This window comes from Rhodoferax sp. U11-2br (genome assembly GCF_018619435.1).
Classification (GTDB): domain Bacteria; phylum Pseudomonadota; class Gammaproteobacteria; order Burkholderiales; family Burkholderiaceae_C; genus Rhodoferax.
Genome location: NZ_JAHFZF010000011.1, coordinates 34,732 through 55,906 on the forward strand (window position 1 = coordinate 34,732; position 21,175 = coordinate 55,906).

The following is a 21,175-nucleotide window of genomic DNA, read 5'->3' on the forward strand; positions in this document are numbered from 1 at the left end:
TCAGTCCTCCTGAGTCGGTGAATGGGATGGGGCGGCCGGGACGGCTTGGCTCTGGCGCAGCAGATGCACCGCCGCGCCACCCGCCACCAAACCTGCCAGCATGGCCGGGTGCGTGGTACGTACCAGGGTGCCGATCAGGCCAAAAGCGCCGTGCTGGCTGGCCAACAAAGCCAGACCACGCTCCAGCGCGTCGGACAGTGGGCCATGGCGCACATAGGCCTGGCTCGGGGCCACGCCTTGTTGGGCATGCCAGTTCTCGAGCGCCACGGCTTTTTCAAGTGCCCGCTGAAAAGCAGGCAGGTGTTTGTCGCGCGAAGCGGCCTGCACCCGAAGCAACACCTGGCGCACATCTGGCTCGGTCACCCAGGTCAACAGGTAGTCATACAAACGGATATTGGCCAGTTCACCGCTGACACCACGCTCCAAATTGACGCGCCAGGACGCAGAGATGGTGGTTTCTGCCGGAAAAGGGTCCAGCGGGCGGGGCACACCGTAACGCTGGCACAGACGCGCCAGCGTCGCAATGTGCTGCGCCTCAGACTTCAGAATGCTGGCAAACGGGGCTTGTTGGCCAAAGGCCTGAACCACACCCGCGTAATACGCACGTGCGGCGTACTCGTCATACAGCGCCATGCGCAAGGCCTGGTGCAGCAGCGGCCAGGGTGCTGCTGGCTGGAGTCGCTGGCTGCGCAGAATGCTTTCGTCAGTGTTGGCCAAAACGCAACTCCTCATAACTTTCTTGCAGGATCGCCAACAGGGTCTGGGCTGAGACCGATGACCGTTGCGCCAGCAAGTCGGGCCAGGCCGCATCAGGAATGGTGGCGTTGTCATAGGTGATGACACAGGAACGTGCCAGCAGGTTGAACGAAAAATCCTGCACCCCGCGCACCGACGCCAGCGCCTGTTGCAAAGCCTGGGCACCCAGGCCGCGCAGCAACGGTACGTCCAGCGCCGCCGCATCCAGCTTGAGGCGCACCCGCCCGGGGATCTGGTGCGCCAGGCGCAGGTAAGGCGCAAACAGAGACACGACCGACCAGGGATCAGTTCCGGGTGTTGCGCTGCGAAGAGAAGTGGGTTGTTGGGCCGTCATGGATCATCGAAATCATCCTTGGCTGGCTTGCCGCAAAGAAGCTGCGGCTGGCTGGCTGGTGGCTTGAATGTGTCATTCAAGGGTCTGGCAGCAACTCTAGCAGCCGCCAGCAGGGAGCCTTTGATCCACGTCAACCGACCGGCACACCAGTCTGCCAATGCACAAAGTTAAACTCAGACCTCCCTTGTTGTGAGCCTGAGCCGGTGCAGCACCCGCTCGGCAACACACGCCCATTTCAACTTTTTCAGGACGCCTGTCGGCGCAGCACCATGACCACCCTCGGCACCCCTCTGACCCCCCACGCCACCAAAGTCATGCTGCTGGGCAGTGGTGAACTGGGCAAGGAGGTGCTGATTGCGCTGCAGCGCCTGGGGGTGGAGACCATCGCGGTGGACCGCTACGACAACGCACCTGGCCAGCAGGTGGCACACCATAGCCGCACCATCACCATGAGTGACCCGGCCATGCTGCGCGCGCTGATCGAAGAAGAGCAACCCGACCTGGTGGTGCCCGAGATCGAGGCCATTGCCACACCGATGCTCGAAGTGCTGGAAGCCACCGGCAGCGTGCGCGTCATCCCCACGGCCCGTGCCACGCGCCTGACGATGGACCGCGAAGGCATCCGACGCCTGGCTGCCGAGACCCTGGGCCTGCCGACCAGCCCTTACAAATTCTGCGACTCGCTGGCCGAACTACAAGCCGCCATTGACGCGGGCATTGGTTACCCCTGCATTGTCAAGCCGGTGATGAGCAGCTCCGGCAAGGGCCAGAGCAAGATCAGCGGCCCGGCCGATGTGTCCAAAGCCTGGGACCACGCCATGGCCGGTGGCCGCGTCAGCCATGGCCGCGTGATTGTGGAAGGTTTCATCGACTTTGACTACGAAATCACCCTGCTCACCGTGCGCGCCAAAGGTGCCGACGGCCAGATCGGCACCCATTTTTGCGAACCGGTGGGCCACATCCAGGTCAACGGCGACTATGTGGAGAGCTGGCAGCCGCACCCGATGAGCCCGCTGGCACTGGCAAAAGCGCAGCAGATCGCCAAAGCCGTCACCGACGATCTGGGCGTGGGGTTGGACGGCCAATCCTCCGGCCTGGGCCTGTTCGGGGTGGAGCTGTTTGTCAAGGGTGACCAAGTCTGGTTCAGCGAGGTGAGCCCGCGCCCCCACGACACCGGCCTGGTGACCCTGACCACCCAGGTGCAAAGCGAATTTGAGTTACACGCCCGCGCCATTCTGGGCCTGCCGGTGAACACGGCCCTGCGTTGCCCGGGTGCCAGCGCGGTGATCTACGGCGGCGTCGACGCCCAGGGCGTGGTGTTTGACGGTGTGGACGAAGCCCTGCGGGTGCCCAACACCGACCTGCGCCTGTTTGGCAAACCCGAGAGCTTCACCAAACGCCGCATGGGTGTGGCGCTGGCTTTTGATGCCGATGTCGAAGTGGCGCGCACCCACGCCAAGCTGGCGGCGTCCAAGGTCAAGCCGCGCGTGGCGTAACAACGCCACCAAATTTATAGCATCCAGCCCTTTATATCAAAGGGCTGGATGCTATTTTTGCTTTGACACTCAAGACAATACCAAGCGCTCAGTCCTTGCCGTAGTTGGGAGAACGTGGGCCGTACAACAGCCCGTTGCCCATACCCGCAGACATCAAGCGCGTGGTCGCCACACCCGCAATTTGATGGCTTTGATCAAACGCTGACGCCATCACTTGTTTGACAACCGCCGTGATCAACAACCCGACCAACCCACCTTGTTGCTGATTCTGTCCTTCTTCGCTGGAGGCAGAAGCGGAGCCCGACCATAACAATTTGCCGGTTTTCAAGTCGACCAACTTGGCTTGCGCCGTAACGACCGTGGCACTGTTGACCACCTGATACACCGTGCCGTACTTGTTGATAGTGACATACAGGGCGGCATCCGCACCAAAGATCTGGCGCAGTTTGTCAACCGATGTGGCGTGCATGTCCGTCGGTTGTGTCATGCCGTTTTCCTTGAAGGCTTCGGCCACCAAGGTCACCGGCATCACGTAGTAACCAGCCTCGGCCAGCGGACGGGTGGCATGGGACAACACGCTGTACGACGCCTGCACTTCTGGCGTGTTGTTCACCGGGGGCAAAACCAGAATGGAGCGTGGTCGGCTTTCCTTGTAGGCGGTGTAATCAAACTTCGGGGCTTGGGTTGCGCATCCCGTCATCACCACAATACCAGTGACAGCGGCCAGCACTTTGAGATATTTCATCCAGTTCATGAGGCTTCCTTATTTCTTGAAATTGCGCAACAGGAAGTCCATGAATGTTTCAGATTCAGGAAACTGTTTTTTCTCAGCTTGGACTTGCGTGGCGAATTGGTCCAACTTGCCCTGCTGCCCATACAACAAACCCAGGTGGGCGTAGTAGCCCGGTGGCACCGCGCCCCCGCTGGCCTTGATTTTCTGCAAGTCCTCTTCCATGCGCTGCGTTTGCGCATCGGCACTCAGTTTGTCGGTGCGAAAGTACGCATCCACATTGCCCTGGTAACCCTGCCATTGGTAAAGCGGTTGCTGTTGGGTGGCACAGCCGCCCAGAAACGCGCAAGCCAGCAGCGCCGCTGTGGCGCCTGATCGAATAGTCAACATATTTTTCCTTGATGTCAGTGCCAAACGATCACAGCGCAGGGCGCCAGGCACCGCTGTCGATGCCAGACACCAGGTTGTTCACCGCATCGCGAATCGCCAGATCAAGCACCTTGCCATTGAGTGTGGAGTCGTAACCGGCAGTGCCTCCAAAACCAATCACTTCGCGCTCGGACAAGCTGAACTCACCCGCGCCCTGCGACGAGAACACCACTTCTGACGTCAGCGTATTCACAATGTTGAGGTTGACCTTGGCATAGGCAATTTGTGTTTTGCCGCGTCCCAAAATACCAAACAACTGCCTGTCACCCACGTCCTTGCGCCCAAACTCCGTCACATCACCGGTGACAACAAACTCGGCACCCTTGAGGGTCTGCGATTTTTTCTGGAGTTCGGCTTCTTGTTTGATTTCAGCCATGTTGGTGCGATCCAGCACGTTGAAACGACGACTTTGCTGCAAATGTGTGACCAAAATGGTCTGGGCCTGACCACCCAAACGGTCCACATTGTCAGAAAAAACACCGCGCATGAAGGACGAACGGTTGTCAAACTTCCCGACAGAAATGGGCGTGCGCGCGCCGTTGTAAACTTGACCAGCAGACTCCACTTTGGGAACTGCGATCGTCCTGGATTCTTCTTGATGTGCACAGCCGGCGAGTGACAAAACTGCAGCCATGCACCATGGCAAATAAATCGACCTCTTCATATCAAACCAACCCCTTGTTACTTCGCCCAGCGGACATTGAGCGGTTGCTCAATGCGTCCACACAGGCGCAAAATAATGTAACAAGGTATTTACAGCAGTCAGTTGACGGGTGACAGATTGATCACACTTTGGCCCAAAAGTTGTCATGGATCATGTGCTGGGTAGCCTACGGTGCAACACCCGTCGAAATTCAGACGCGGCCTGTCTGGCAAACCCAAAATCTCACAAAACGCCGCATGGATGTGGCGCGTTATTCCGCCTAATTGGCGGCGATCAAAGGGAAATCACGCGTAGCCTGAGTACGACTGCTCTATTTTTAATAACATTCAGTCCACTATTAACAAGGGCTGAGAACACTTTTTACTGAAAAGCCACCTCGGCAAAGCTGCGCAGCTTGCGGCTGTGGAGCTGGTCCACACCCTGTTCGCGCAACAACTCCAGCGCGCGCATGCCAATGCGCAAATGCTGATCCACCCGTTCGCGGTAAAAGTGATTCGCCATGCCGGGCAGCTTGATTTCGCCATGCAGCGGTTTGTCGCTCACACACAGCAGCGTGCCGTAGGGCACCCGGAAGCGAAAGCCGTTGGCGGCGATGGTGGCGCTCTCCATGTCCAGGGCGACGGCGCGGCTCTGGCTGAAGCGGCGTTGCGGGCCGTTGTCGGGCAGCAGTTCCCAGTTGCGGTTGTCGGTAGAGGCCACGGTGCCGGTGCGCATGATGCTTTTGAGTGCCGCACCTTTGAGGCGGGTCACTTCGGACACCGCAGACTCCAGCGCCACCTGAATTTCCGCCAGCGCCGGAATCGGCACCCACAGCGGCAGCTCTTCGTCAAGCACATGGTCCTCACGCACATAACCGTGCGCCAGCACGTAGTCGCCCAATTGCTGAGTGGTCCGCAGGCCAGCGCAGTGGCCGAGCATGATCCAGGCATGTGGGCGCAACACCGCGATGTGGTCGGTGATGGTTTTGGCATTGGCCGGGCCAACCCCGATGTTGACCATGCTGATGCCACTGCCATCAGCGCGCACCAGGTGGTAAGCGGGCATCTGCGGCAGGCGCGGCGGTGGTGTGCCGGTGCTGTGCGGTGTTGTGCCTTCGGCAGAAATTCGGGTAGTCACCACATTGCCGGGCTCGACAAACGCTATGTATTCACTAGCTTCATCCCCCATAGCAGCGTGGCCCAGGGCAATAAACTCATCAATATAGAACTGGTAGTTGGTGAATAACACAAAGTTCTGGAAATGCTCGGGCGCGGTACCGGTGTAGTGGCGCAGGCGCTGCAGCGAATAGTCGACTCGCGGCGCGGTGAACAGACTCAGCGGTTGTGGCTCACCACGGCGGGGCTCAAAGGTGCCGTTGGCAATGCCGTCGTCCATGGCGGCCAGGTCGGGCAGGTCAAACACATCACGCATGCGGGCACGGCGCTCAGCAGTCAACGTGCCTTCCACATGTTCGTTGTCAGCAAATGAGAAGTGCACCGGAATTGGCTGAGTACTGGTGCCCACCTCGATTTCCACCTGGTGGTTGTCGAGCAACAGGGTGAATTGCTCCAGGTAGTACTTGGCATACAAGTCGGGGCGGCTCAGGGTGGTCTCAAAACGACCGGCACCGGACACAAAACCGTAACTCAGCCGCTTAGCAGCACCCGAGCCCTGGCGCGCCATGGTCTCGGTCTGCACCCGCACAAAGGGGTAGCAAGCTCGTACATGGCCGGGCATCTCCTCACCCGCCACATAACGCTGCATGGCCTGGCGCAAATGTCCGATGCTGTTGTCGTAAATCAGCTGCGCCTGGGCCAGCGCGGCGGCTGGGTCGGTAAATCGCAAAGGGGCAATAAATTCTGGCAGGTAAGACATAAGGACAAGGGCTGCTGTGTCGTCGAACTTTTGCACAAATCCATCAATGCTGCGATAGATCATGCTGGACGACGATCTGGGTCAATAGAATCCGCCTCCCATTTCGCGGGCCATCGGCTCCTGGGGTGGTCAACTATCTTATCAATGTACAGAAACAAGAGCATGTCAGAGCAAAATTTGGTCAACAACAGCGTCACAAAACAAAAAATAGGTAATCCAGCCGTCGCTGGCCTGGGGGGGTTTGGTCTGGCCACCCTGGTGCTCCAGTTCCACAACCTGGGTTGGATGGGGCTGGGACCGGTCATCTGGATCGGGCTGATCTTTGGCGGTCTGGCGCAAATGGTGGCTGGCCTGCAAGAGATGAAAACCGGCAACAATTTTGGTTACTGCGCCTTCACCGGTTACGGCGCCTTCTGGATCTCGCTGGTGCTGATGCTGTTGGGTAATCAGTTCGATATCTACCCGGCCAGCACCACCGACATCGGCTGGTTCATGGTCGGCTGGACGCTATTCACCGCCATCCTGTGGGTTGGCGCCATGCGCATCAGCAGCGCCCTGGCCATCGTTTTCACGCTGTTGCTGATCGGCTTTGTGCTACTCGATCTGGCGCACTTTGGTTACCCCGAAATCACCGTGGTGGCCGCTTATGAACTCATGCTGACCGCACTGAGCGCCTGGTACGTCATGGCGCACATTGTGTTTGCCGACGTGTTTGGTCGCGACGTGCTGCCCGTTGGCAAACCCTGGTTGCGCGCATAAGCGCAGACCTTGTCAAAACCTGCGGGGCCAGCAACGGGTCAAGGGTTCGGGTCAGCGCGCTGACCTGTCTGCCCCGCTCTGCCCCCGCCACTGACGAGTTCAGAGCGGGTTGCAAGGTCGGCATCTGGCCCCATGTCTGTCACACAGAGTCACCATGACAGACAGTGCACCCCATGCCCGCACGTTGCTGCAGGCTCCGAACCGGTGCAAAAACTGCCATACTGCCTGCCGTTTTGCCGATCACACAAGAATCCCATGCTGAAATTCACCTGTTGCAACCAAGTCCGCCAGTTTTCCGAACCCGCCCAAGCCCAGCTGTTGCGAGGCATCCAACGTGGTTACGAGCGTGAGTGCTTGCGGGTGGACCGCGTCGGGCAACTGGCGCGCACACCCCACCCGGCGGCGCTGGGTGCCAAGCTGACACACCCCTGGATCACCACCGACTACGCCGAAGCGCTGCTCGAATTCATCACCCCACCGTCCACCGACCCGGCCTACCCGCTGGCTTTTCTCAAGGACATCCACCGCTTCAGCGCCCAGCAGCTCGGTGGTGAGTTTTTGTGGGCCGGCTCCATGCCCTGCAAGATCGGCGAGGATGCCGACATCGCGATTGCCAACTACGGCCACTCCAATGCAGCACGCTTCAAAGAGGTGTACCGCGAAGGCCTGGGCCTTCGGTATGGCCGCGCCATGCAGACCATTGCCGGCGCCCACTACAACTGGTCATTGCCCGACGCCTTCTGGCCGGTGCTACAGGACTGCTGCCAGTCCAAGGAGCCGCTGCAGGACTTCATCAGCCGCCGTTACTTCGGCCTGATCCGCAACTTTTTGCGCTTTGGCTGGCTGATTCCCTACCTGTTTGGCGCCTCACCGGCACTGTGCAAGTCGTTTTTACAAGGCCACCCCAGTGACCTGACCGAGCTAAGCCTGGGCACCCTGTACGGGCCTTACGCCACCAGCCTGCGCATGAGTGACCTGGGTTACCAGAACCACGCCCAGGACAAACTCGCGATCGGCTTCAACTCCTTGAGTGAGTACACCCAGGGGCTGGAAGCAGCCATCCGCACCCATGATCCCTATTACGCCGAGATGGGTGTGCGTGACGGGGAGCGCTGGAAACAGCTCAGCGACTGCGTGTTGCAGCTCGAAGCCGAGTTTTACGCACCGATGCGCCCCAAACGCATCGGCCTCCATGGGGAACGCCCGGCGCTGGCGCTGCAAACCTACGGTGTGCAGTATGTGGAGATGCGGCTGTTCGACCTGAACCCTTTTGTCGACATCGGCATCACGCCCGAGCAAAGCCTGTTTGCCGATGCGCTGCTGCTGATGTGCCTGTTTCGCGACAGCCCACCGATCACCAGTCGCGAACAAGGTGAAAACGACGAGAACAAACACCGTGTGGTCACCCGTGGCCGCCAGCCGGGTCTGCACCTGCTGGTGCACAACCGCGAGCAGCCCTTGCAAACGCTGGCCCACGAGTTGTTTGACGAGATGTTGCCATTTGCGGCGATGCTGGACACGACTTACGGTGGCCAGCAGTACGCCGTGGCCCTGCAGCGCCTGCGCCAGCGTATTGACCAGCCGGAACTCACCCCCTCAGCCCAGGTGGTCGAGGCCATCCGGCAACACGGCAGTTATTTCAACTTTGCGGTCGAAATGTCCCGCACCCACACCCAAAACCTGCAGTCCACCCCCCTGCCCAAGGAGGTCGAGGCGCGTTTTCGGGCCAGCGTCCAGACCTCGCTGGCAGAGCAGGCCCAGATCGATGCCCGCAACGAAACACCTTTTGAGGCGTTTGTGGCCGCGTATTTCGCCCAAACAGGCTCCTAAAATCACCCTCTTTACCTTCAAGGTTAAGGAGCTGTTTCATGATGACTTCCCGTTTTGCCAAAACCAGCCTGGCGGCCGCCCTGCTGATCACTTGGGGTGCCTCTTTTGCCGCCACGGTCCCGGCTGGTGTCCAGCTTGCTGCCAAGCAGGAAATGGTGCGCAACAACGGGGCCGAGCCTGACACCCTGGACCCGGCACGTGCCGAGGGTGTGCCGGCCAACAACGTCATCCGTGAACTGTTCGAAGGTCTCACCGCTGCTGATGGCGCGGGCAAAGTTGTGCCGGGCGTGGCCGAGAGCTGGAAACAGACCGACGCCACCACCTGGGTCTTCAAACTGCGCCAGAACGCCAAATGGTCCAACGGTGACCCGATCACCAGCGACGACTTTGTCTACGCCCTGCGCCGTTTTGTGGACCCCAAAACCGCCTCGGAATATGCATCTTCTTTTGGCATCTTCTTTCTCCATGGCAAGGACATCGTGGCTGGCAAGTTATCCCCCAGCGAACTGGGCGTAAAGGCACTGGACAAACACACACTGGAAATCAAGACCCCGTACCCGGTGGCTTTTATGCCAGACCTGCTGACCAACACCCAGCTCGGCCCAGTCCACAAAGCCACCGTTGAAAAGTTTGGCAAGGACTGGACCAAGCCCGCCAACATCGTGAGCAACGGCGCCTACACCCTGGCAAACTGGGAAGTCAACAGCAAGATTGTGCTGACCAAGAGCCCCACCTACTGGGACGCCAAAAATGTGCAGTTGACCAAGTACACCTACCTGGCAGTGGAAGATTACGCCGCCGACGTCAAGCTGTTTGAGTCCGGCGAAAACGACATGGTCTTCCAGTTGCCCCCTGGCACCTACGAAAAATACAAGACGCAGTACCCCAAGGAAATCCGCAACACACCGCAGCTGGGCTTGCGTTACTACTCGTTCCTGAACACCGACCCGCTGCTCAAAGACATCCGTGTGCGCAAGGCGCTCTCGATGGCGCTTGACCGCGACATCCTGGCCCAACGTGTCACCGCCGACGGCCAGGCTCCGGCCTACGGCGTGATGGTCAAAGGCATCAACGGCGCCGATGTCACCAGCTACGACTGGGCCAGTTGGCCGGTGGACAAACGGGTGGCTGAGGCCAAGAAGCTGCTGGCTGAAGCCGGTGTGGCACCAGGCACCAAGCTCAAGTTCTCCTACAACACCAACGACTACCACAAGAAAATGGCGATTTTTGCGGCTTCCGAGTGGAAGTCCAAGTTGGGACTGGATGTGGAGCTCGAAGCCATGGAGTTCAAGGTGCTGATCAAAAAGCGCAACGATGGTGAATACCAGATCGCGCGCAACGGCTGGGTGGCCGACTACAACGACGCCACCACCTTCCTGACCCTGGTGCAATGCGACTCTGACCAGAACGCCCAAAAGAACTGCAACCGCAAGGCCGAAGCCCTGATTGACCAAGGCAACCAAAGCACCGACCCGGCCAAACGCAAGGCCCTGCTGACCGAAGCCGCCAAAATGATCATGGATGACTACCCGATGCTGCCGCTGCTGCAGTACACGGTGCCACGCCTGGTCAAGTCCTATGTGGGTGGCTACACCGCCACCAACAGCCTGGACCGTTACCGCGCCAAGGACTTCTACATCATCAAACACTAAACGCCTGCTTCCCCCCTGCCGCCGCCAGCTTGACATCTCAACTGGCGGCGATTTTCTGGCCGGTGTGTGCCACAAGCACCAACCCGGCCCCCTGTTACTGGAGATTGGCTGATGTGGACCTATGCCCTGCGACGCCTGCTCGCGGCGATTCCGACGCTGCTGGCGGTCATTACCCTGTGTTATTTGCTGCTGCACCTGACCCCGGGTGGACCGTTTGACTCGGAGCACAAACTGTCCGAGGCGGTGTTGGCCAACTTGCAGGCTAAATACCATTTGAACGAACCCTTGTGGAAGCAGTACCTGCTCTACCTCAACAGCCTCTTGCACGGTGACCTGGGTGCCTCGTTCCGGTATGAGGACTGGAGCGTCAACGACCTCGTGGCCAAAGCCTTTCCGATCTCGGCCGCCATTGGCGGTGGCTCCTTGCTGATCGCCTTGTTTGTGGGTGTGGCGCTGGGCACCCTGGCCGCTTTGAGGCAAAACAGCGCACTCGACTACTTCACCATGCTGCTCAGCAGCATCGGCAGTGTGTTCCCCTCCTTTGTCATCGGGCCGATGCTGATCCTGGTGTTTGCGATCTGGCTCAAGTTGGCCCCCTCGGGTGGCTGGGACGCCTTTTCACCGCGCTACATGGTGCTGCCGATGGCCCTGCTGGTGTTCATCAATGTGGCAACCATCGCCCGCGTGATGCGCGGCAGCATGATCGAGGTGCTCAGCAGCAATTTCATCCGCACCGCACGCGCCAAGGGCCTGCCATTGCGTACCCTGGTGCTGCGCCATGCGATGAAACCGGCGCTGCTGCCGGTGGTGTCCCTGATCGGGCCACTGGCCATATCCAGCATCACCGCCGCGGTGGTGACCGAGTCGGTGTTTTCACTGCCCGGTCTGGGCAAACTCATTGTCAATGGCGCCAGCAACCGCGATTACACCCTGGTGCTGGGCCTGGTGGTCCTGATCACCGTGGTCACCGTGGTGTTCAACCTGCTGGTGGACCTGGCCTATGCGCTGCTCGACCCCAAGATTCGCTACTGAGCCACCCACACCATGATGTTCAAAAACAAAAACGACGCCCTGGTGGCAACGCTGAGCCAGGCGCTGGAAGCCGACATCCAGGGCCACAGCCTCTGGTACGCCGCCCGTGTGCGCTTCATGCGCAACCGCGCTGCCGTCTTCAGTGTCGTGCTGCTGACGCTGATCACCTTGGCCTGCATCTTTGGCCCGATGGTGCTGCCCAATGCGTTCGATTCCACCGATTGGGACGCCATGAGCCAGGGCCCGATGCTCAAAAACATGCATTGGTTCGGCACCGATGAATCCGGCCGAGACCTGCTTGTGCGCTGTCTGATTGGTGGACGCATCTCGCTGATGGTCGGCTTGATGGCGACACTGACCTCGGTCAGCCTGGGCATTGCCTGGGGTGCCACAGCGGGTTTTCTGGGTGGCAAGGTCGATTCGGTGATGATGCGTATTGTCGACATGATGTACGCCGTGCCTTACCTGCTGATCGCCATCCTGATGGTGACCCTGCTCGGGCGGGCCTTCTACCTGGTGGTGATCACCATCACGGTGTTTTCCTGGATGGACATGGCGCGGGTGGTGCGCGGCCAGACGCTCTCCTTGCGTTCCAAGGAGTTTGTTGAAGCGGCACGCGCCATTGGCGTGCCGACACGGCGCATCATCTTCCAGCACATCGTGCCCAATTTGCTCGGCATTGTGGTGATCTACACCACGGTGACAGTGCCCTCGGTCATCCTGACCGAGTCGGTGCTGTCCTTCCTGGGTCTGGGTATCCAGGAACCGATGACCAGCTGGGGCGTGCTGATCCACGACGGCACCCAGGTCATGGAAATCTCGCCATGGATTCTGATTTTCCCGTCGCTGATGTTGTCGGCCGCGCTGTACTGTTTCAACTACATCGGGGACGGCCTGCGTGACGCACTCGACCCCAAAGACCGATAGAAGGCCACTGCATGAAACTCCTTGAAGTGACCGATCTGGCGGTCCAGTTTGCCACCCAGGACGGCACCGTCTACGCCGTCAATGGCCTCAACTTTGCACTCGACAAGGGCCAGACCCTCGGCATTGTGGGCGAAAGCGGCTCGGGCAAAAGCCAGACCGTGCTGGCCCTGATGGGCCTGCTAGCACGCAATGGCCAGGCCAGCGGCCAGGCGTTGTACCAGGGCAAAAACCTGCTGACCCTGCCCGCGTCTGAGTTGAACCAGATCCGCGGCAACCGCATGGCGATGATTTTTCAGGACCCGATGACCTCGCTTAACCCCTACCTGACGGTGGAGAGGCAGATGACCGAGGTGCTGCAGTTCCACAAGGGGCAGGACCGCGCCACGGCCAAGGCGGCTTCGGTGCGTATGCTCGACGCAGTGCGTATCCCCGAAGCAGCCAAGCGCATCAACATGTACCCGCACGAGTTCTCGGGCGGCATGCGCCAGCGCGTGATGATTGCCATGGCCTTGTTGTGTGAACCCGAGGTGCTGATTGCGGATGAGCCCACCACCGCGCTGGACGTGACGGTGCAGGCCCAGATGCTGACCCTGCTGCGCGACTTGCAGCGCGACTTTGGCACCGCCATTGTGCTGATCACCCACGACCTCGGTGTAGTGGCCGGCCTGTGTGACCAGGTGGTGGTGATGTATGGCGGGCGTGTCATGGAACAAGGCAGCGCCCAGCAGCTGTTCAAGACCGCCAGCCACCCCTACACCCTGGGCCTGCTCAAAGCGGTGCCGCGTATGGACCGTGACGACGAATCCTTGCTGGCCATTCCCGGCGCGCCGCCCAACATGGCGCATATGCCCAAGGGTTGCCCGTTCAGCCCGCGCTGCAGCTTGGCAGACACCCAGTGCCAGACCCAGCTGGCTACTCTGCAGCCCATGTCAGGGGCCACACACCACTTGCGCGCCTGCCACCGCGATAGCGCCATCGTCAGCCGGGAGCTCGCCCATGGATAAGCAACAAACCCCGATCCTGTCGGTACGCGACGTCAAGGTGGCGTTCCACTTCAAGGATAAGAAAGACTGGCCGTGGTCAGCGCCCCGTAGCCTCAAGGCCGTCAACGGCATCTCGTTTGACTTACACGCCGGGGAAACCCTGGGCGTGGTGGGTGAGTCCGGCTGTGGCAAATCCACGCTGGCGCGTGCTCTCTTGAACCTCAACCCCGCCAACGCGGGCAGCATCCGCTGGATGGGCCAGGAGATGCAAGGTGCCTCACCAAGTGCCTGGATGGCGGTGCGCAAAGACATCCAGATGATTTTCCAGGACCCGCTGGCCAGCCTGGACCCACGTATGACGGTGGCGCAGACCATTGCCGAACCCTTACGCACCCATTACCCGCAGATGAGCAAGGACGAGGTGATGGAGAAAGTGCGCGCCATGATGGGCCGGGTCGGTCTGACGCCGCAGCAGATCAACCGCTACCCGCACGAATTCTCGGGCGGCCAGTGCCAGCGCATCGGCATTGCGCGGGCGCTGATTTTGTCGCCCAAGCTGATTGTCTGTGACGAACCGGTATCGGCGCTGGATGTGTCGATCCAGGCGCAGATCATCAACCTGCTCAAGGAGTTGCAAAAAGAGCTGGGTCTGGCGCTGATCTTCATCGCCCACGACCTGGCGGTGGTGCGCCACATCAGCCACCGCATCATGGTGATGTACCTGGGCCGGGCGATGGAGTTTGCCGAGAAAAACGCGCTCTACAACGACCCGCGCCACCCCTACACCCAGGCGCTGCTCTCGGCCATCCCGATCCCCGACCCGGAGCTCGAGCGCGGCAAGGTGATTCAGCTGTTGCAAGGTGATTTGCCCTCACCGATGAACCCGCCCTCTGGCTGTGTGTTTCGCACCCGCTGCCCCAAGGCGCAGGCCCAATGTGCCGAGACCGTGCCCGAGTTGCACACCAGCGGCGCGGGCACGCAGGTGGCCTGCCTGCTGGCCTGACTTATGAACCAAATCTGGCGTTGGCCCTTATTTGATAAGGGCTAACAGCTATAAATTTGGTATTGATGTCAGGCTGACTCAGGCCCGCAATTGGTTCAACACCGCCAACACCGGCTGCAACACACTGGCGCCCAGGCGTTTGGAGCGTTCACCGTTCCAGCCGACCTGCGGGTCGGGCAGGTTGGCGTTGTCCTTGAACGGCATCTCGATGGTGAAGGCCAGGCAGCCAAACTGCTGGCCGATCCAGTTGGTGGCCAACGTCATGTTGGCCTCGCCATGTTTGCCGCGCGGGTAGCCGTGTTCAGTCTGGAAGTCCGGGCTGACCGCTAACCAACTGGCCTTGAAAGCCTCTTCAAGCGCAGCGATGCGTGGGCTGTAGCCCGGCGTGTCGTCGGTGCCGACCACAAAGTTGTAGGGCAGGCCCTCGTCACCATGGGCGTCCAGGTTCAAATCGACACCGACTTCCAGCATCTTCTGACGCACCCAATAGACCTCGGGGGAGGAGTCCAGGCTCGGCGTCGCCCACTCGCGGTTGAGGTTGGCACCGGCGGCGTTGGTGCGCAGGTTGCCACGCACCGCGCCGTCCGGGTTCATGTTGGGCACCACGTAAAACACACACTGGTCCAACAACACGCGTGAGACCGGGTCGGCCTCGTCGAGCAAGCGCTCCAAAAAACCCTCGACAAACCACTCGGCCATGCTCTCGCCGGGGTGCTGGCGGGCGATCAGCCAGATCTTTTTGCGTTGGGCCAGCGGCACCGGGCTCTGGGCGTTGGTCACTTGCAGCAGGGTCATGTCGCGGCCGTCGAGTGAGCTGCCCAGGCGCTCCAGCGCGACGTGTTCAGAGTTGGCCGCCGAGCCGATCAGGTCCAGATGCCGCTCATACGAATACGGCTCGAAGTAAGCCAGGTACACGCTGTTGCCCGCCGGGGTGAAGCTGGTGCTGAGCACCTGGTCGTCAAAGTCAGTGTCGAGCCGGAACCAGTTCTGGTGGTCGTAACTGGCGACCACGCGGTAGTTGATCCAGCCCTTGGGGTAGGCGCTCTGGCCTGCGTTGACAAAGTTCAGCCGCACCGGCACACCGGCGGCGCCCTGCAGGCAGAAATAGAACCACTGGGCAAAATCGCTGGCGTTGTCGGCGCGGATCTTAAGCTGGATGTCTTGCGGGTCAACCAGGCTGACAACCTCGATGGCACCGGCGTCAAAACTGGTGGAAATGTGGAGCGGATGCATACAAACCTTCAAATCGCTTGATTTTAGAAGTCGACACATTCCACACGAGACAGAAACACTCAAGTGACGCAGTTTTGCGCCGATAAGTCGTTAAGGCACCTGCCTTGTCCTTGTGGGAGACACATTCATGAACATCACCAGCTCATCCGTGGTGCAAGCCGCCAGCCAGGCGGTCCAAAATGTCGGTACCGGTGTTGCGGCAGCCCTGGTGCTCAAAAAAGCACTGGCCGCCGACAGCTCGGTCGCCCAAACCCTGTTGCAGTCTGTGCCCGCTGCGGCACCGGTGCTGGCCGTCACGGGTGCCATTGGCACGCTGGTCAACGCGTTTGCCTGATTAATCAGACAAATTGGCTTCTAGCCCTTATAGATAAAGGGCTGATAGCTATTTCTGCGATAGCCACCTGCTTACTCCACCACCTTGACCCACTGACCCGGCTTGGGCTCACCACCGGTATAGAAGCCGTTGATCAGGCGCAGCTGCTGCTGCGCACTGGGCAGCGGTGACAAACACGCCAGTTCGGCAAAACCACCACGAGGGTAGGCCACGGTCTTGATCGTCCAGGCCTTCGCTGCAACACGCTCGGCCCCGGCCAGGAGTCGGAAACTGCCTTGGGCCTGGGCCAATGCGACCTGGGCCGCTCGCAAGGCAGCACTTTTACCCACCGGGCGCAACAGATACATCCGGTCTTGCGGGCCACTGACCAGCGTGACATCCAGCGGCTGGCTCTGGCCCTGGGTCGTGGTACGGCTGCCGACAAAGTGGGTGGCAGGCAGGCCGTTGAGGGTCAAATGTTCCACCTTGCCCTGGCTGGGCTGGAGCAGCTTGCGAATCACCTCCTCATGGGTGTTGCCGGCCTTGGGCGGCGCCACCTGCACCAGCAACGCAGCGTCACCCGTGGCGTTGACCACCGCCAGTTGCTCAGCCTCGTTCTGGATCTGCCAACCCGCCGGGGCGGTCAGCGCAAACCCCAGCACCGGGTGGTAAAAATTGGAGCCGCGCGTCAGCCCTTGCTCGGCACTCTCGCCAAAGGGCAGGCCACGCAGCACTTGTAAATAGCGGTCACGCCCTTCGTCGCTGTAACTGCCCTGGTATTGCGTCGCCAACTGGGTGATCTGCTGCAGTCGCGCGTCGTTGCTCGGGTGCGAAGCCAGCCAGCTGTTGCCTGTTGGTGCCGGCCGACCGGCGGCACGGGCCTGATCGGCGGCAAAACGCTCCTGGTCTTTGAGCACACCAATCACCCGGACCATGTTGCGCGGGTCGTAGGCGCTGCGCGCCAGGTATTCGGCGCCCAGGCCGTCGGCTTGTAATTCCTGCTCGCGCCCATACGAGGCCACATACCCAGCCGCAGCGGTTTGCGACACCTGGCTGGCCAGCCGCCCGGCACCACTGACACCCTGACTCTCCAGCACCGCGCCCAAGACCGTGGCAGCCAGCACACCCAGGCCCGCATCTTGTTGGCGCGTGGCGCGCTGGGCACCGTGGCGTGCGGTGACGTGGCCAATCTCATGGCCCATCACCCCGGCCAGCTCGGCCTCGGTCTGCAAATAGACCATGATGCCGCGTGTGACATAGACATAACCGCCGGGCAGGGCAAAGGCGTTGATCTCGGGGCTGTCGAGCACGGTGAAGTGCCACTGCAATTGGTCACGGTGCGATAACTTGGCCAGCCGCTGGCCGAGGTTATCGACATAGGCCTGCACCTTGGCGTCTTTCACGACACCGTATTCCTGCAACACCTGCTGGTGCGCCTTGGCACCCTCGGCCACCTCGTCCTGTTCATTCATCACCGAGCGCTCGGTTTGTCCTGTGACCGGGTTCAACACCGCACTGCCGCAGCCGGTGAGCAGGGCACTGGCCAGGATCAGGGGAAACAGGTTTTTGCGCATGGAGGCCTCTTGATACAAAGGCTTGACATTGTGCCGAAACTGGTTTGGCACCCTGCGCAGCAGCACCGGTTTGCCCACGACAAACATGACGCACACCCCCAGAACCGATAATCCCCCCCCATGACCGCATCCGACAACACCCTGTTCAATTCCCTGCCCCTGAACCCGGCCACCCTGGATAACCTGGCGCAGCTGGGTTACCTGAGCATGACCCCGATCCAGGCGGCCAGCCTGCCCGCCGCCCTGGCTGGCAAAGACCTGATTGCCCAGGCGCAAACCGGCAGCGGCAAAACTGCCGCTTTTGGCCTGGCCCTGCTGGAGCGGCTGAACCCGCGCCGGTTTGCGGTGCAATCGCTGGTGTTGTGCCCCACGCGTGAGCTGGCCGACCAAGTCACCGTGGAAATCCGCCGCTTGGCGCGCGCCATGGACAACATCAAGGTGGTGACGCTGTGTGGTGGCGTGGCGCTACGCGGCCAGCGCGCGTCTCTTGAAAACGGCGCCCACATCATTGTGGGCACGCCTGGACGTGTGATGGACCACCTGGCGCGTGGTTACCTGAGCTTGGAAGCCCTGAACACCCTGGTGCTCGACGAAGCCGACCGCATGCTCGACATGGGCTTTTTCGAGGACATCGCCACCGTCACCAAACAGTGCCCGCCAGAGCGCCAGACGCTGCTGTTCTCGGCCACCTACCCGGAAGGCATCGACAAGCTGGCCAAACAGTTCATGCGCTCGCCCGAACGCATCACCGTGGCGCCGCCCACCACCTCAGAGAGCCTGATCGAACAACGCTTTTACGAGGTGACCCGCCCGACCCGTTTCGAGGTGGTGACCAAGCTGCTCAACCACTTCCGCCCGGTCAGCACGCTGGCGTTTTGCAACACCAAACAGCAATGCAACGAGTTGGTGGCATACCTGAAACAACAAGGGGTGAGCGCACTGGCACTGCATGGTGATCTGGAGCAGCGCGAGCGCGACCAGGTGCTGGCGCAGTTTGCCAACCGCAGCATCTCGGTGCTGGTGGCCACCGACGTGGCCTCGCGCGGCATCGACATCAAGGAGTTAGAGGCTGTGATCAATGTCGACATCACGCCCGACCCCGAGGTCCATGTGCACCGCATCGGCCGCACCGGCCGCGCCGGTGAAACCGGGCTGGCACTGAGCCTGGCCGCCATGTACGAGATGGGTGCAGTGGGCAAGATCGAGCAGTACCAGAACCAGCCGTCTGTCTGGCACAAACTCGAAGAACTTACCCCCAAAGGCTCCGGGCCCTTGCTGCCACCGATGATCACTCTACAGATTTTGGGTGGCCGCAAGGAAAAAATTCGCCCAGGCGACGTGCTCGGCGCCCTCACAGCGGATGCCGGTTACAGCCGCGAGCAGATCGGCAAGATCAATGTCACCGAGTTCACCACCTTTGTGGCGGTGCAGCGCGACATCGCGCTCGAAGCGATGCAGAAACTCAATGCGGGCAAGGTCAAGGGGAAGAGTGTGAAGGTACGGTTGCTGTAAGCGGCAGGCTGTCATCCTGAGTTCCCTCATTTGGTGGGCGGTGCCTCAGGACCCACCTGCGAGGCATGACCTCTGGGCGGGCTCCTCATACTGGGGTACCAGAAATCGTCACCCGCCCAGAGGCCATACCTAGCTGGCGCTTCGGCCAATCTGAAGGTGGTGGTCTGCCGGAATCATTGGCTCAAACCGGATTCGGGTTCCCTTCAATACCGTTCGCCTGTCAACGGTGTCGGCGCAGCAGCCGCTTGGGGTGACCGCAGATTTCTGGTACCCCAGTATGGGGCGGGCGCCCCAAGCGGCTGATGCGCAGCGCACACCGCTATCGTTTGTGACTCATCAAGCTGGCTCGCTGCAATCCACCCCGTCAAAAGCCCTTGCTTCGGTGCCCACACAGTCCCTCACATCACTGACACCTTGTCAGGCAACTTCTGACACTCGGCAGCGCCATATACCGACTTTAGGTTTTGAAGCGGCACGGATACATTCCATTTCAACGGATCACATCTCGTGATTCGTGATTGGCAGAAGCAGGAGCACCCCATGACCACCACCACCACCGAAGCACTGAACCCGTTCAGCCTGATGATGGAGCCCGAGCGCGTGCTGCAGACCATCGCGCAATCGCCCCAGTTGCGCGCCCTGCGTCGCCACAAGCTGCGCCCGCTGGACAAACCGCTGATCCCGCTGACATCCGCCGCACTGGCCAGCCGCGCTGCCTATGACGCGATGATCGACGCACAAGCCCTGGACGACCAGGACGACTACCTGCTCAACTGAGCACACACCCTCTCTCGGCGTGCCGCAACGGTGCGCTTTGTGGCCCTTCAAGCGCCACCTTCGGCACAGTTGGCGCGCCAGCAGATCACCACCGGCCTGACTCAAATACTATTTAATTAATAGCTTCTAGCCCTTATTGAACAAGGGCTAGAATCATTTTTTATTCATCAATTTGAGGCATTCCATGAGCTACCTTGCCGCGTCCACCCGTTATGACAGCATGGCTTATCACCGCTGCGGTCACAGTGGTCTCAAACTCCCCGCCATCACCTTAGGGCTATGGCACAACTTTGGTGACGCCACACCGCTGCAGACCCAGCGCGACATGTTGCACACCGCGTTTGACGCGGGCATCACCCACTTTGACCTGGCCAATAACTATGGCCCGCCCTACGGCAGCGCCGAAACCAACTTTGGCGCCCACCTACTCCGCGATTTCAAACCGTATCGCGACGAACTGATCATCTCCAGCAAGGCCGGTTACGACATGTGGCCCGGCCCTTACGGCATTGGCGGCTCGCGCAAGTACCTGCTGGCCAGCCTGGACCAGAGCCTGCAGCGCATGGGGCTGGACTATGTCGACATTTTCTACAGCCACCGCTTTGACCCCAACACCCCGCTCGAAGAAACCATGGGCGCACTGGCCACGGCCGTGCAGCAGGGCAAGGCCTTGTACGTGGGCGTCAGCAGTTATTCAGCGGCCAAAACGCGTGAGGCCCACGCCATCCTCAAAAGCATGGGCGTGTCTGCATTGATCCACCAGCCCTCCTACAGCCTGCTCAACCGCTGGGTCGAGGAAGACCTGCTCGACACCCTGGGTGAACTGGGCATGGGCTGTATCGCCTTCAGTGCGCTGGCGCAGGGGCTGTTGACCGACAAGTACCTCAATGGTGTGCCCGCGGACGCCCGTATCAACCGGCCCGGTGGTGGCTCATTCAAGCCCGATTTCCTGAGTGAAAAAAACCTCAAACACGTGCGCGCCCTCAACGAGATGGCGCAGGCCCGCGGCCAGAGTCTGGCGCAGATGGCCACCGCCTGGGTGCTGCGGGATGGCAAGGTCACCTCGGCGCTGATCGGCGCCAGCAAACCGGCGCAAATCACCGAGCTGGTGGGGGCCTTGAAGAACCTGTCGTTCTCGGCAGAAGAGCTGGCCGCCATTGACAAGCAGGCGGTCGAAGGGGGCATCAACCTGTGGCAGCGCTCCTCAACACCGGCCTGATGCGGCAACCCGGCATGCCTGACCAGCTGGAGTGTGGGCCTGACCACCCGGTTGATGGTGATGGCCGCCTTTAGCGGGACCCGGGCCCGCTAAAGGCC

19 protein-coding genes and 1 pseudogene are annotated in these 21,175 nt (G+C 60.6%); 12 read left to right on the forward strand and 8 right to left on the reverse strand.

Annotation, left to right across the window (positions count from 1 at the left end; genetic code table 11):
• A complete protein-coding gene (locus tag KKO72_RS09160) occupies positions 1–717 on the reverse strand; it encodes a ferritin (protein ID WP_214937564.1) in 717 nt (238 codons plus the stop codon).
• Positions 704–1,027 carry a hypothetical protein gene (locus KKO72_RS09165; protein ID WP_214937566.1) on the reverse strand — a complete coding sequence of 108 codons (324 nt, stop codon included), beginning with the start codon at positions 1,025–1,027 and terminating at the stop codon, positions 704–706. Before KKO72_RS09165 ends, KKO72_RS09160 begins: the two co-directional genes overlap by 14 nt.
• 332 nt (positions 1,028–1,359) lie before the next feature.
• Between KKO72_RS09165 and purT the strand changes: the two genes are divergently transcribed.
• Entirely contained in the window at positions 1,360–2,586 is a 1,227-nt protein-coding gene (gene purT, locus KKO72_RS09170; RefSeq protein ID WP_214937568.1) for a formate-dependent phosphoribosylglycinamide formyltransferase, read from the forward strand.
• A gap of 88 nt (positions 2,587–2,674) precedes the next feature.
• Here the strand turns inward: purT and KKO72_RS09175 are convergent, their stop codons facing one another.
• From KKO72_RS09175 to KKO72_RS09190, 4 genes are all read right to left on the reverse strand, one after another.
• The gene (locus tag KKO72_RS09175; protein ID WP_371736858.1) at positions 2,675–3,340 is read right to left on the reverse strand and encodes a DUF799 domain-containing protein; all 666 of its coding nucleotides are present in this window, start codon (positions 3,338–3,340) and stop codon (positions 2,675–2,677) included.
• Between the two features lie 9 nt (positions 3,341–3,349).
• Positions 3,350–3,706 carry a DUF4810 domain-containing protein gene (locus KKO72_RS09180; protein WP_214937570.1) on the reverse strand — a complete coding sequence of 119 codons (357 nt, stop codon included), beginning with the start codon at positions 3,704–3,706 and terminating at the stop codon, positions 3,350–3,352.
• Between the two features lie 28 nt (positions 3,707–3,734).
• Positions 3,735–4,379, reverse strand: coding sequence for a CsgG/HfaB family protein (locus KKO72_RS09185; protein ID WP_371736859.1), 645 nt, complete (start codon positions 4,377–4,379; stop codon positions 3,735–3,737).
• Between the two features lie 390 nt (positions 4,380–4,769).
• The gene (locus tag KKO72_RS09190; protein WP_214937574.1) at positions 4,770–6,263 is read right to left on the reverse strand and encodes an AMP nucleosidase; all 1,494 of its coding nucleotides are present in this window, start codon (positions 6,261–6,263) and stop codon (positions 4,770–4,772) included.
• A 162-nt stretch (positions 6,264–6,425) separates the two neighbouring features.
• Between KKO72_RS09190 and KKO72_RS09195 the strand changes: the two genes are divergently transcribed.
• The 7 genes and pseudogenes from KKO72_RS09195 (at position 6,426) to oppF (ending at position 14,449) form a co-directional block, all read left to right on the forward strand.
• Complete coding sequence (locus tag KKO72_RS09195; RefSeq protein ID WP_214937576.1) at positions 6,426–7,022, forward strand: acetate uptake transporter; 597 nt, start codon at positions 6,426–6,428, stop codon at positions 7,020–7,022.
• A gap of 255 nt (positions 7,023–7,277) precedes the next feature.
• Positions 7,278–8,852, forward strand: coding sequence for a glutamate--cysteine ligase (gshA, locus tag KKO72_RS09200; protein ID WP_214937578.1), 1,575 nt, complete (start codon positions 7,278–7,280; stop codon positions 8,850–8,852).
• Between the two features lie 38 nt (positions 8,853–8,890).
• On the forward strand, positions 8,891–10,504 hold the full coding sequence (locus tag KKO72_RS09205; protein WP_251140555.1) for a peptide ABC transporter substrate-binding protein: 1,614 nt from the start codon (positions 8,891–8,893) through the stop codon (positions 10,502–10,504).
• Between the two features lie 111 nt (positions 10,505–10,615).
• Positions 10,616–11,536 (forward strand): oligopeptide ABC transporter permease OppB, encoded by a 921-nt coding sequence (gene oppB / locus KKO72_RS09210; protein ID WP_214937580.1) that lies wholly within the window; start codon positions 10,616–10,618, stop codon positions 11,534–11,536.
• 22 nt (positions 11,537–11,558) lie between these two features.
• Positions 11,559–12,463, forward strand: a pseudogene (locus KKO72_RS09215) (ABC transporter permease subunit); the annotation flags it as partial.
• 11 nt (positions 12,464–12,474) lie between these two features.
• Positions 12,475–13,467: an oligopeptide/dipeptide ABC transporter ATP-binding protein gene (locus KKO72_RS09220; RefSeq protein ID WP_078365165.1), complete on the forward strand. Its 993-nt coding sequence runs from the start codon at positions 12,475–12,477 to the stop codon at positions 13,465–13,467.
• A complete protein-coding gene (gene oppF, locus KKO72_RS09225) occupies positions 13,460–14,449 on the forward strand; it encodes a murein tripeptide/oligopeptide ABC transporter ATP binding protein OppF (RefSeq protein ID WP_214937584.1) in 990 nt (329 codons plus the stop codon). Before KKO72_RS09220 ends, oppF begins: the two co-directional genes overlap by 8 nt.
• Positions 14,450–14,527: 78 nt before the next feature.
• On the opposite strand, the gene KKO72_RS09230 is transcribed toward oppF, so the two are convergent.
• The gene (locus KKO72_RS09230; RefSeq protein WP_214937586.1) at positions 14,528–15,682 is read right to left on the reverse strand and encodes a M14-type cytosolic carboxypeptidase; all 1,155 of its coding nucleotides are present in this window, start codon (positions 15,680–15,682) and stop codon (positions 14,528–14,530) included.
• 127 nt (positions 15,683–15,809) lie between these two features.
• On the opposite strand from KKO72_RS09230, the gene KKO72_RS09235 reads away from it, so the two are divergent.
• Positions 15,810–16,016 (forward strand): hypothetical protein, encoded by a 207-nt coding sequence (locus KKO72_RS09235; RefSeq protein ID WP_214937588.1) that lies wholly within the window; start codon positions 15,810–15,812, stop codon positions 16,014–16,016.
• Positions 16,017–16,087: 71 nt separating this feature from the next.
• On the opposite strand, the gene KKO72_RS09240 is transcribed toward KKO72_RS09235, so the two are convergent.
• The gene (locus KKO72_RS09240) at positions 16,088–17,569 is read right to left on the reverse strand and encodes a M48 family metalloprotease (protein ID WP_214937590.1); all 1,482 of its coding nucleotides are present in this window, start codon (positions 17,567–17,569) and stop codon (positions 16,088–16,090) included.
• Between the two features lie 120 nt (positions 17,570–17,689).
• Between KKO72_RS09240 and dbpA the strand changes: the two genes are divergently transcribed.
• From dbpA to mgrA, 3 genes are all read left to right on the forward strand, one after another.
• Positions 17,690–19,081 (forward strand): ATP-dependent RNA helicase DbpA, encoded by a 1,392-nt coding sequence (dbpA, locus tag KKO72_RS09245; protein WP_214937592.1) that lies wholly within the window; start codon positions 17,690–17,692, stop codon positions 19,079–19,081.
• Between the two features lie 540 nt (positions 19,082–19,621).
• A complete protein-coding gene (locus tag KKO72_RS09250) occupies positions 19,622–19,858 on the forward strand; it encodes a hypothetical protein (RefSeq protein ID WP_078366914.1) in 237 nt (78 codons plus the stop codon).
• Positions 19,859–20,042: 184 nt separating this feature from the next.
• Positions 20,043–21,077, forward strand: a complete 1,035-nt coding sequence (mgrA, locus tag KKO72_RS09255) for an L-glyceraldehyde 3-phosphate reductase (protein ID WP_214937594.1) — start codon at positions 20,043–20,045, stop codon at positions 21,075–21,077.
• Positions 21,078–21,175 lie beyond the last annotated feature (98 nt).

Excerpts from the sequence above, each read along its gene's own strand:
- KKO72_RS09235 (WP_214937588.1), top strand. The coding sequence starts at position 15,810 with ATGAACATCACCAGCTCATCCGTGGTGCAAGCCGCCAGCCAGGCGGTC.
- gshA (WP_214937578.1), top strand. The coding sequence starts at position 7,278 with ATGCTGAAATTCACCTGTTGCAACCAAGTCCGCCAGTTTTCCGAACCC.
- KKO72_RS09205 (WP_251140555.1), top strand. The coding sequence starts at position 8,891 with ATGATGACTTCCCGTTTTGCCAAAACCAGCCTGGCGGCCGCCCTGCTG.
- KKO72_RS09190 (WP_214937574.1), bottom strand. The coding sequence starts at position 6,263 with ATGTCTTACCTGCCAGAATTTATTGCCCCTTTGCGATTTACCGACCCA.
- KKO72_RS09175 (WP_371736858.1), bottom strand. The coding sequence starts at position 3,340 with ATGAACTGGATGAAATATCTCAAAGTGCTGGCCGCTGTCACTGGTATT.
- KKO72_RS09195 (WP_214937576.1), top strand. The coding sequence starts at position 6,426 with ATGTCAGAGCAAAATTTGGTCAACAACAGCGTCACAAAACAAAAAATA.
- KKO72_RS09250 (WP_078366914.1), top strand. The coding sequence starts at position 19,622 with ATGACCACCACCACCACCGAAGCACTGAACCCGTTCAGCCTGATGATG.
- KKO72_RS09220 (WP_078365165.1), top strand. The coding sequence starts at position 12,475 with ATGAAACTCCTTGAAGTGACCGATCTGGCGGTCCAGTTTGCCACCCAG.
- KKO72_RS09185 (WP_371736859.1), bottom strand. The coding sequence starts at position 4,379 with ATGGCTGCAGTTTTGTCACTCGCCGGCTGTGCACATCAAGAAGAATCC.
- KKO72_RS09240 (WP_214937590.1), bottom strand. The coding sequence starts at position 17,569 with ATGCGCAAAAACCTGTTTCCCCTGATCCTGGCCAGTGCCCTGCTCACC.
- oppB (WP_214937580.1), top strand. The coding sequence starts at position 10,616 with ATGTGGACCTATGCCCTGCGACGCCTGCTCGCGGCGATTCCGACGCTG.
- KKO72_RS09180 (WP_214937570.1), bottom strand. The coding sequence starts at position 3,706 with ATGTTGACTATTCGATCAGGCGCCACAGCGGCGCTGCTGGCTTGCGCG.
- purT (WP_214937568.1), top strand. The coding sequence starts at position 1,360 with ATGACCACCCTCGGCACCCCTCTGACCCCCCACGCCACCAAAGTCATG.
- mgrA (WP_214937594.1), top strand. The coding sequence starts at position 20,043 with ATGAGCTACCTTGCCGCGTCCACCCGTTATGACAGCATGGCTTATCAC.
- oppF (WP_214937584.1), top strand. The coding sequence starts at position 13,460 with ATGGATAAGCAACAAACCCCGATCCTGTCGGTACGCGACGTCAAGGTG.
- dbpA (WP_214937592.1), top strand. The coding sequence starts at position 17,690 with ATGACCGCATCCGACAACACCCTGTTCAATTCCCTGCCCCTGAACCCG.
- KKO72_RS09230 (WP_214937586.1), bottom strand. The coding sequence starts at position 15,682 with ATGCATCCGCTCCACATTTCCACCAGTTTTGACGCCGGTGCCATCGAG.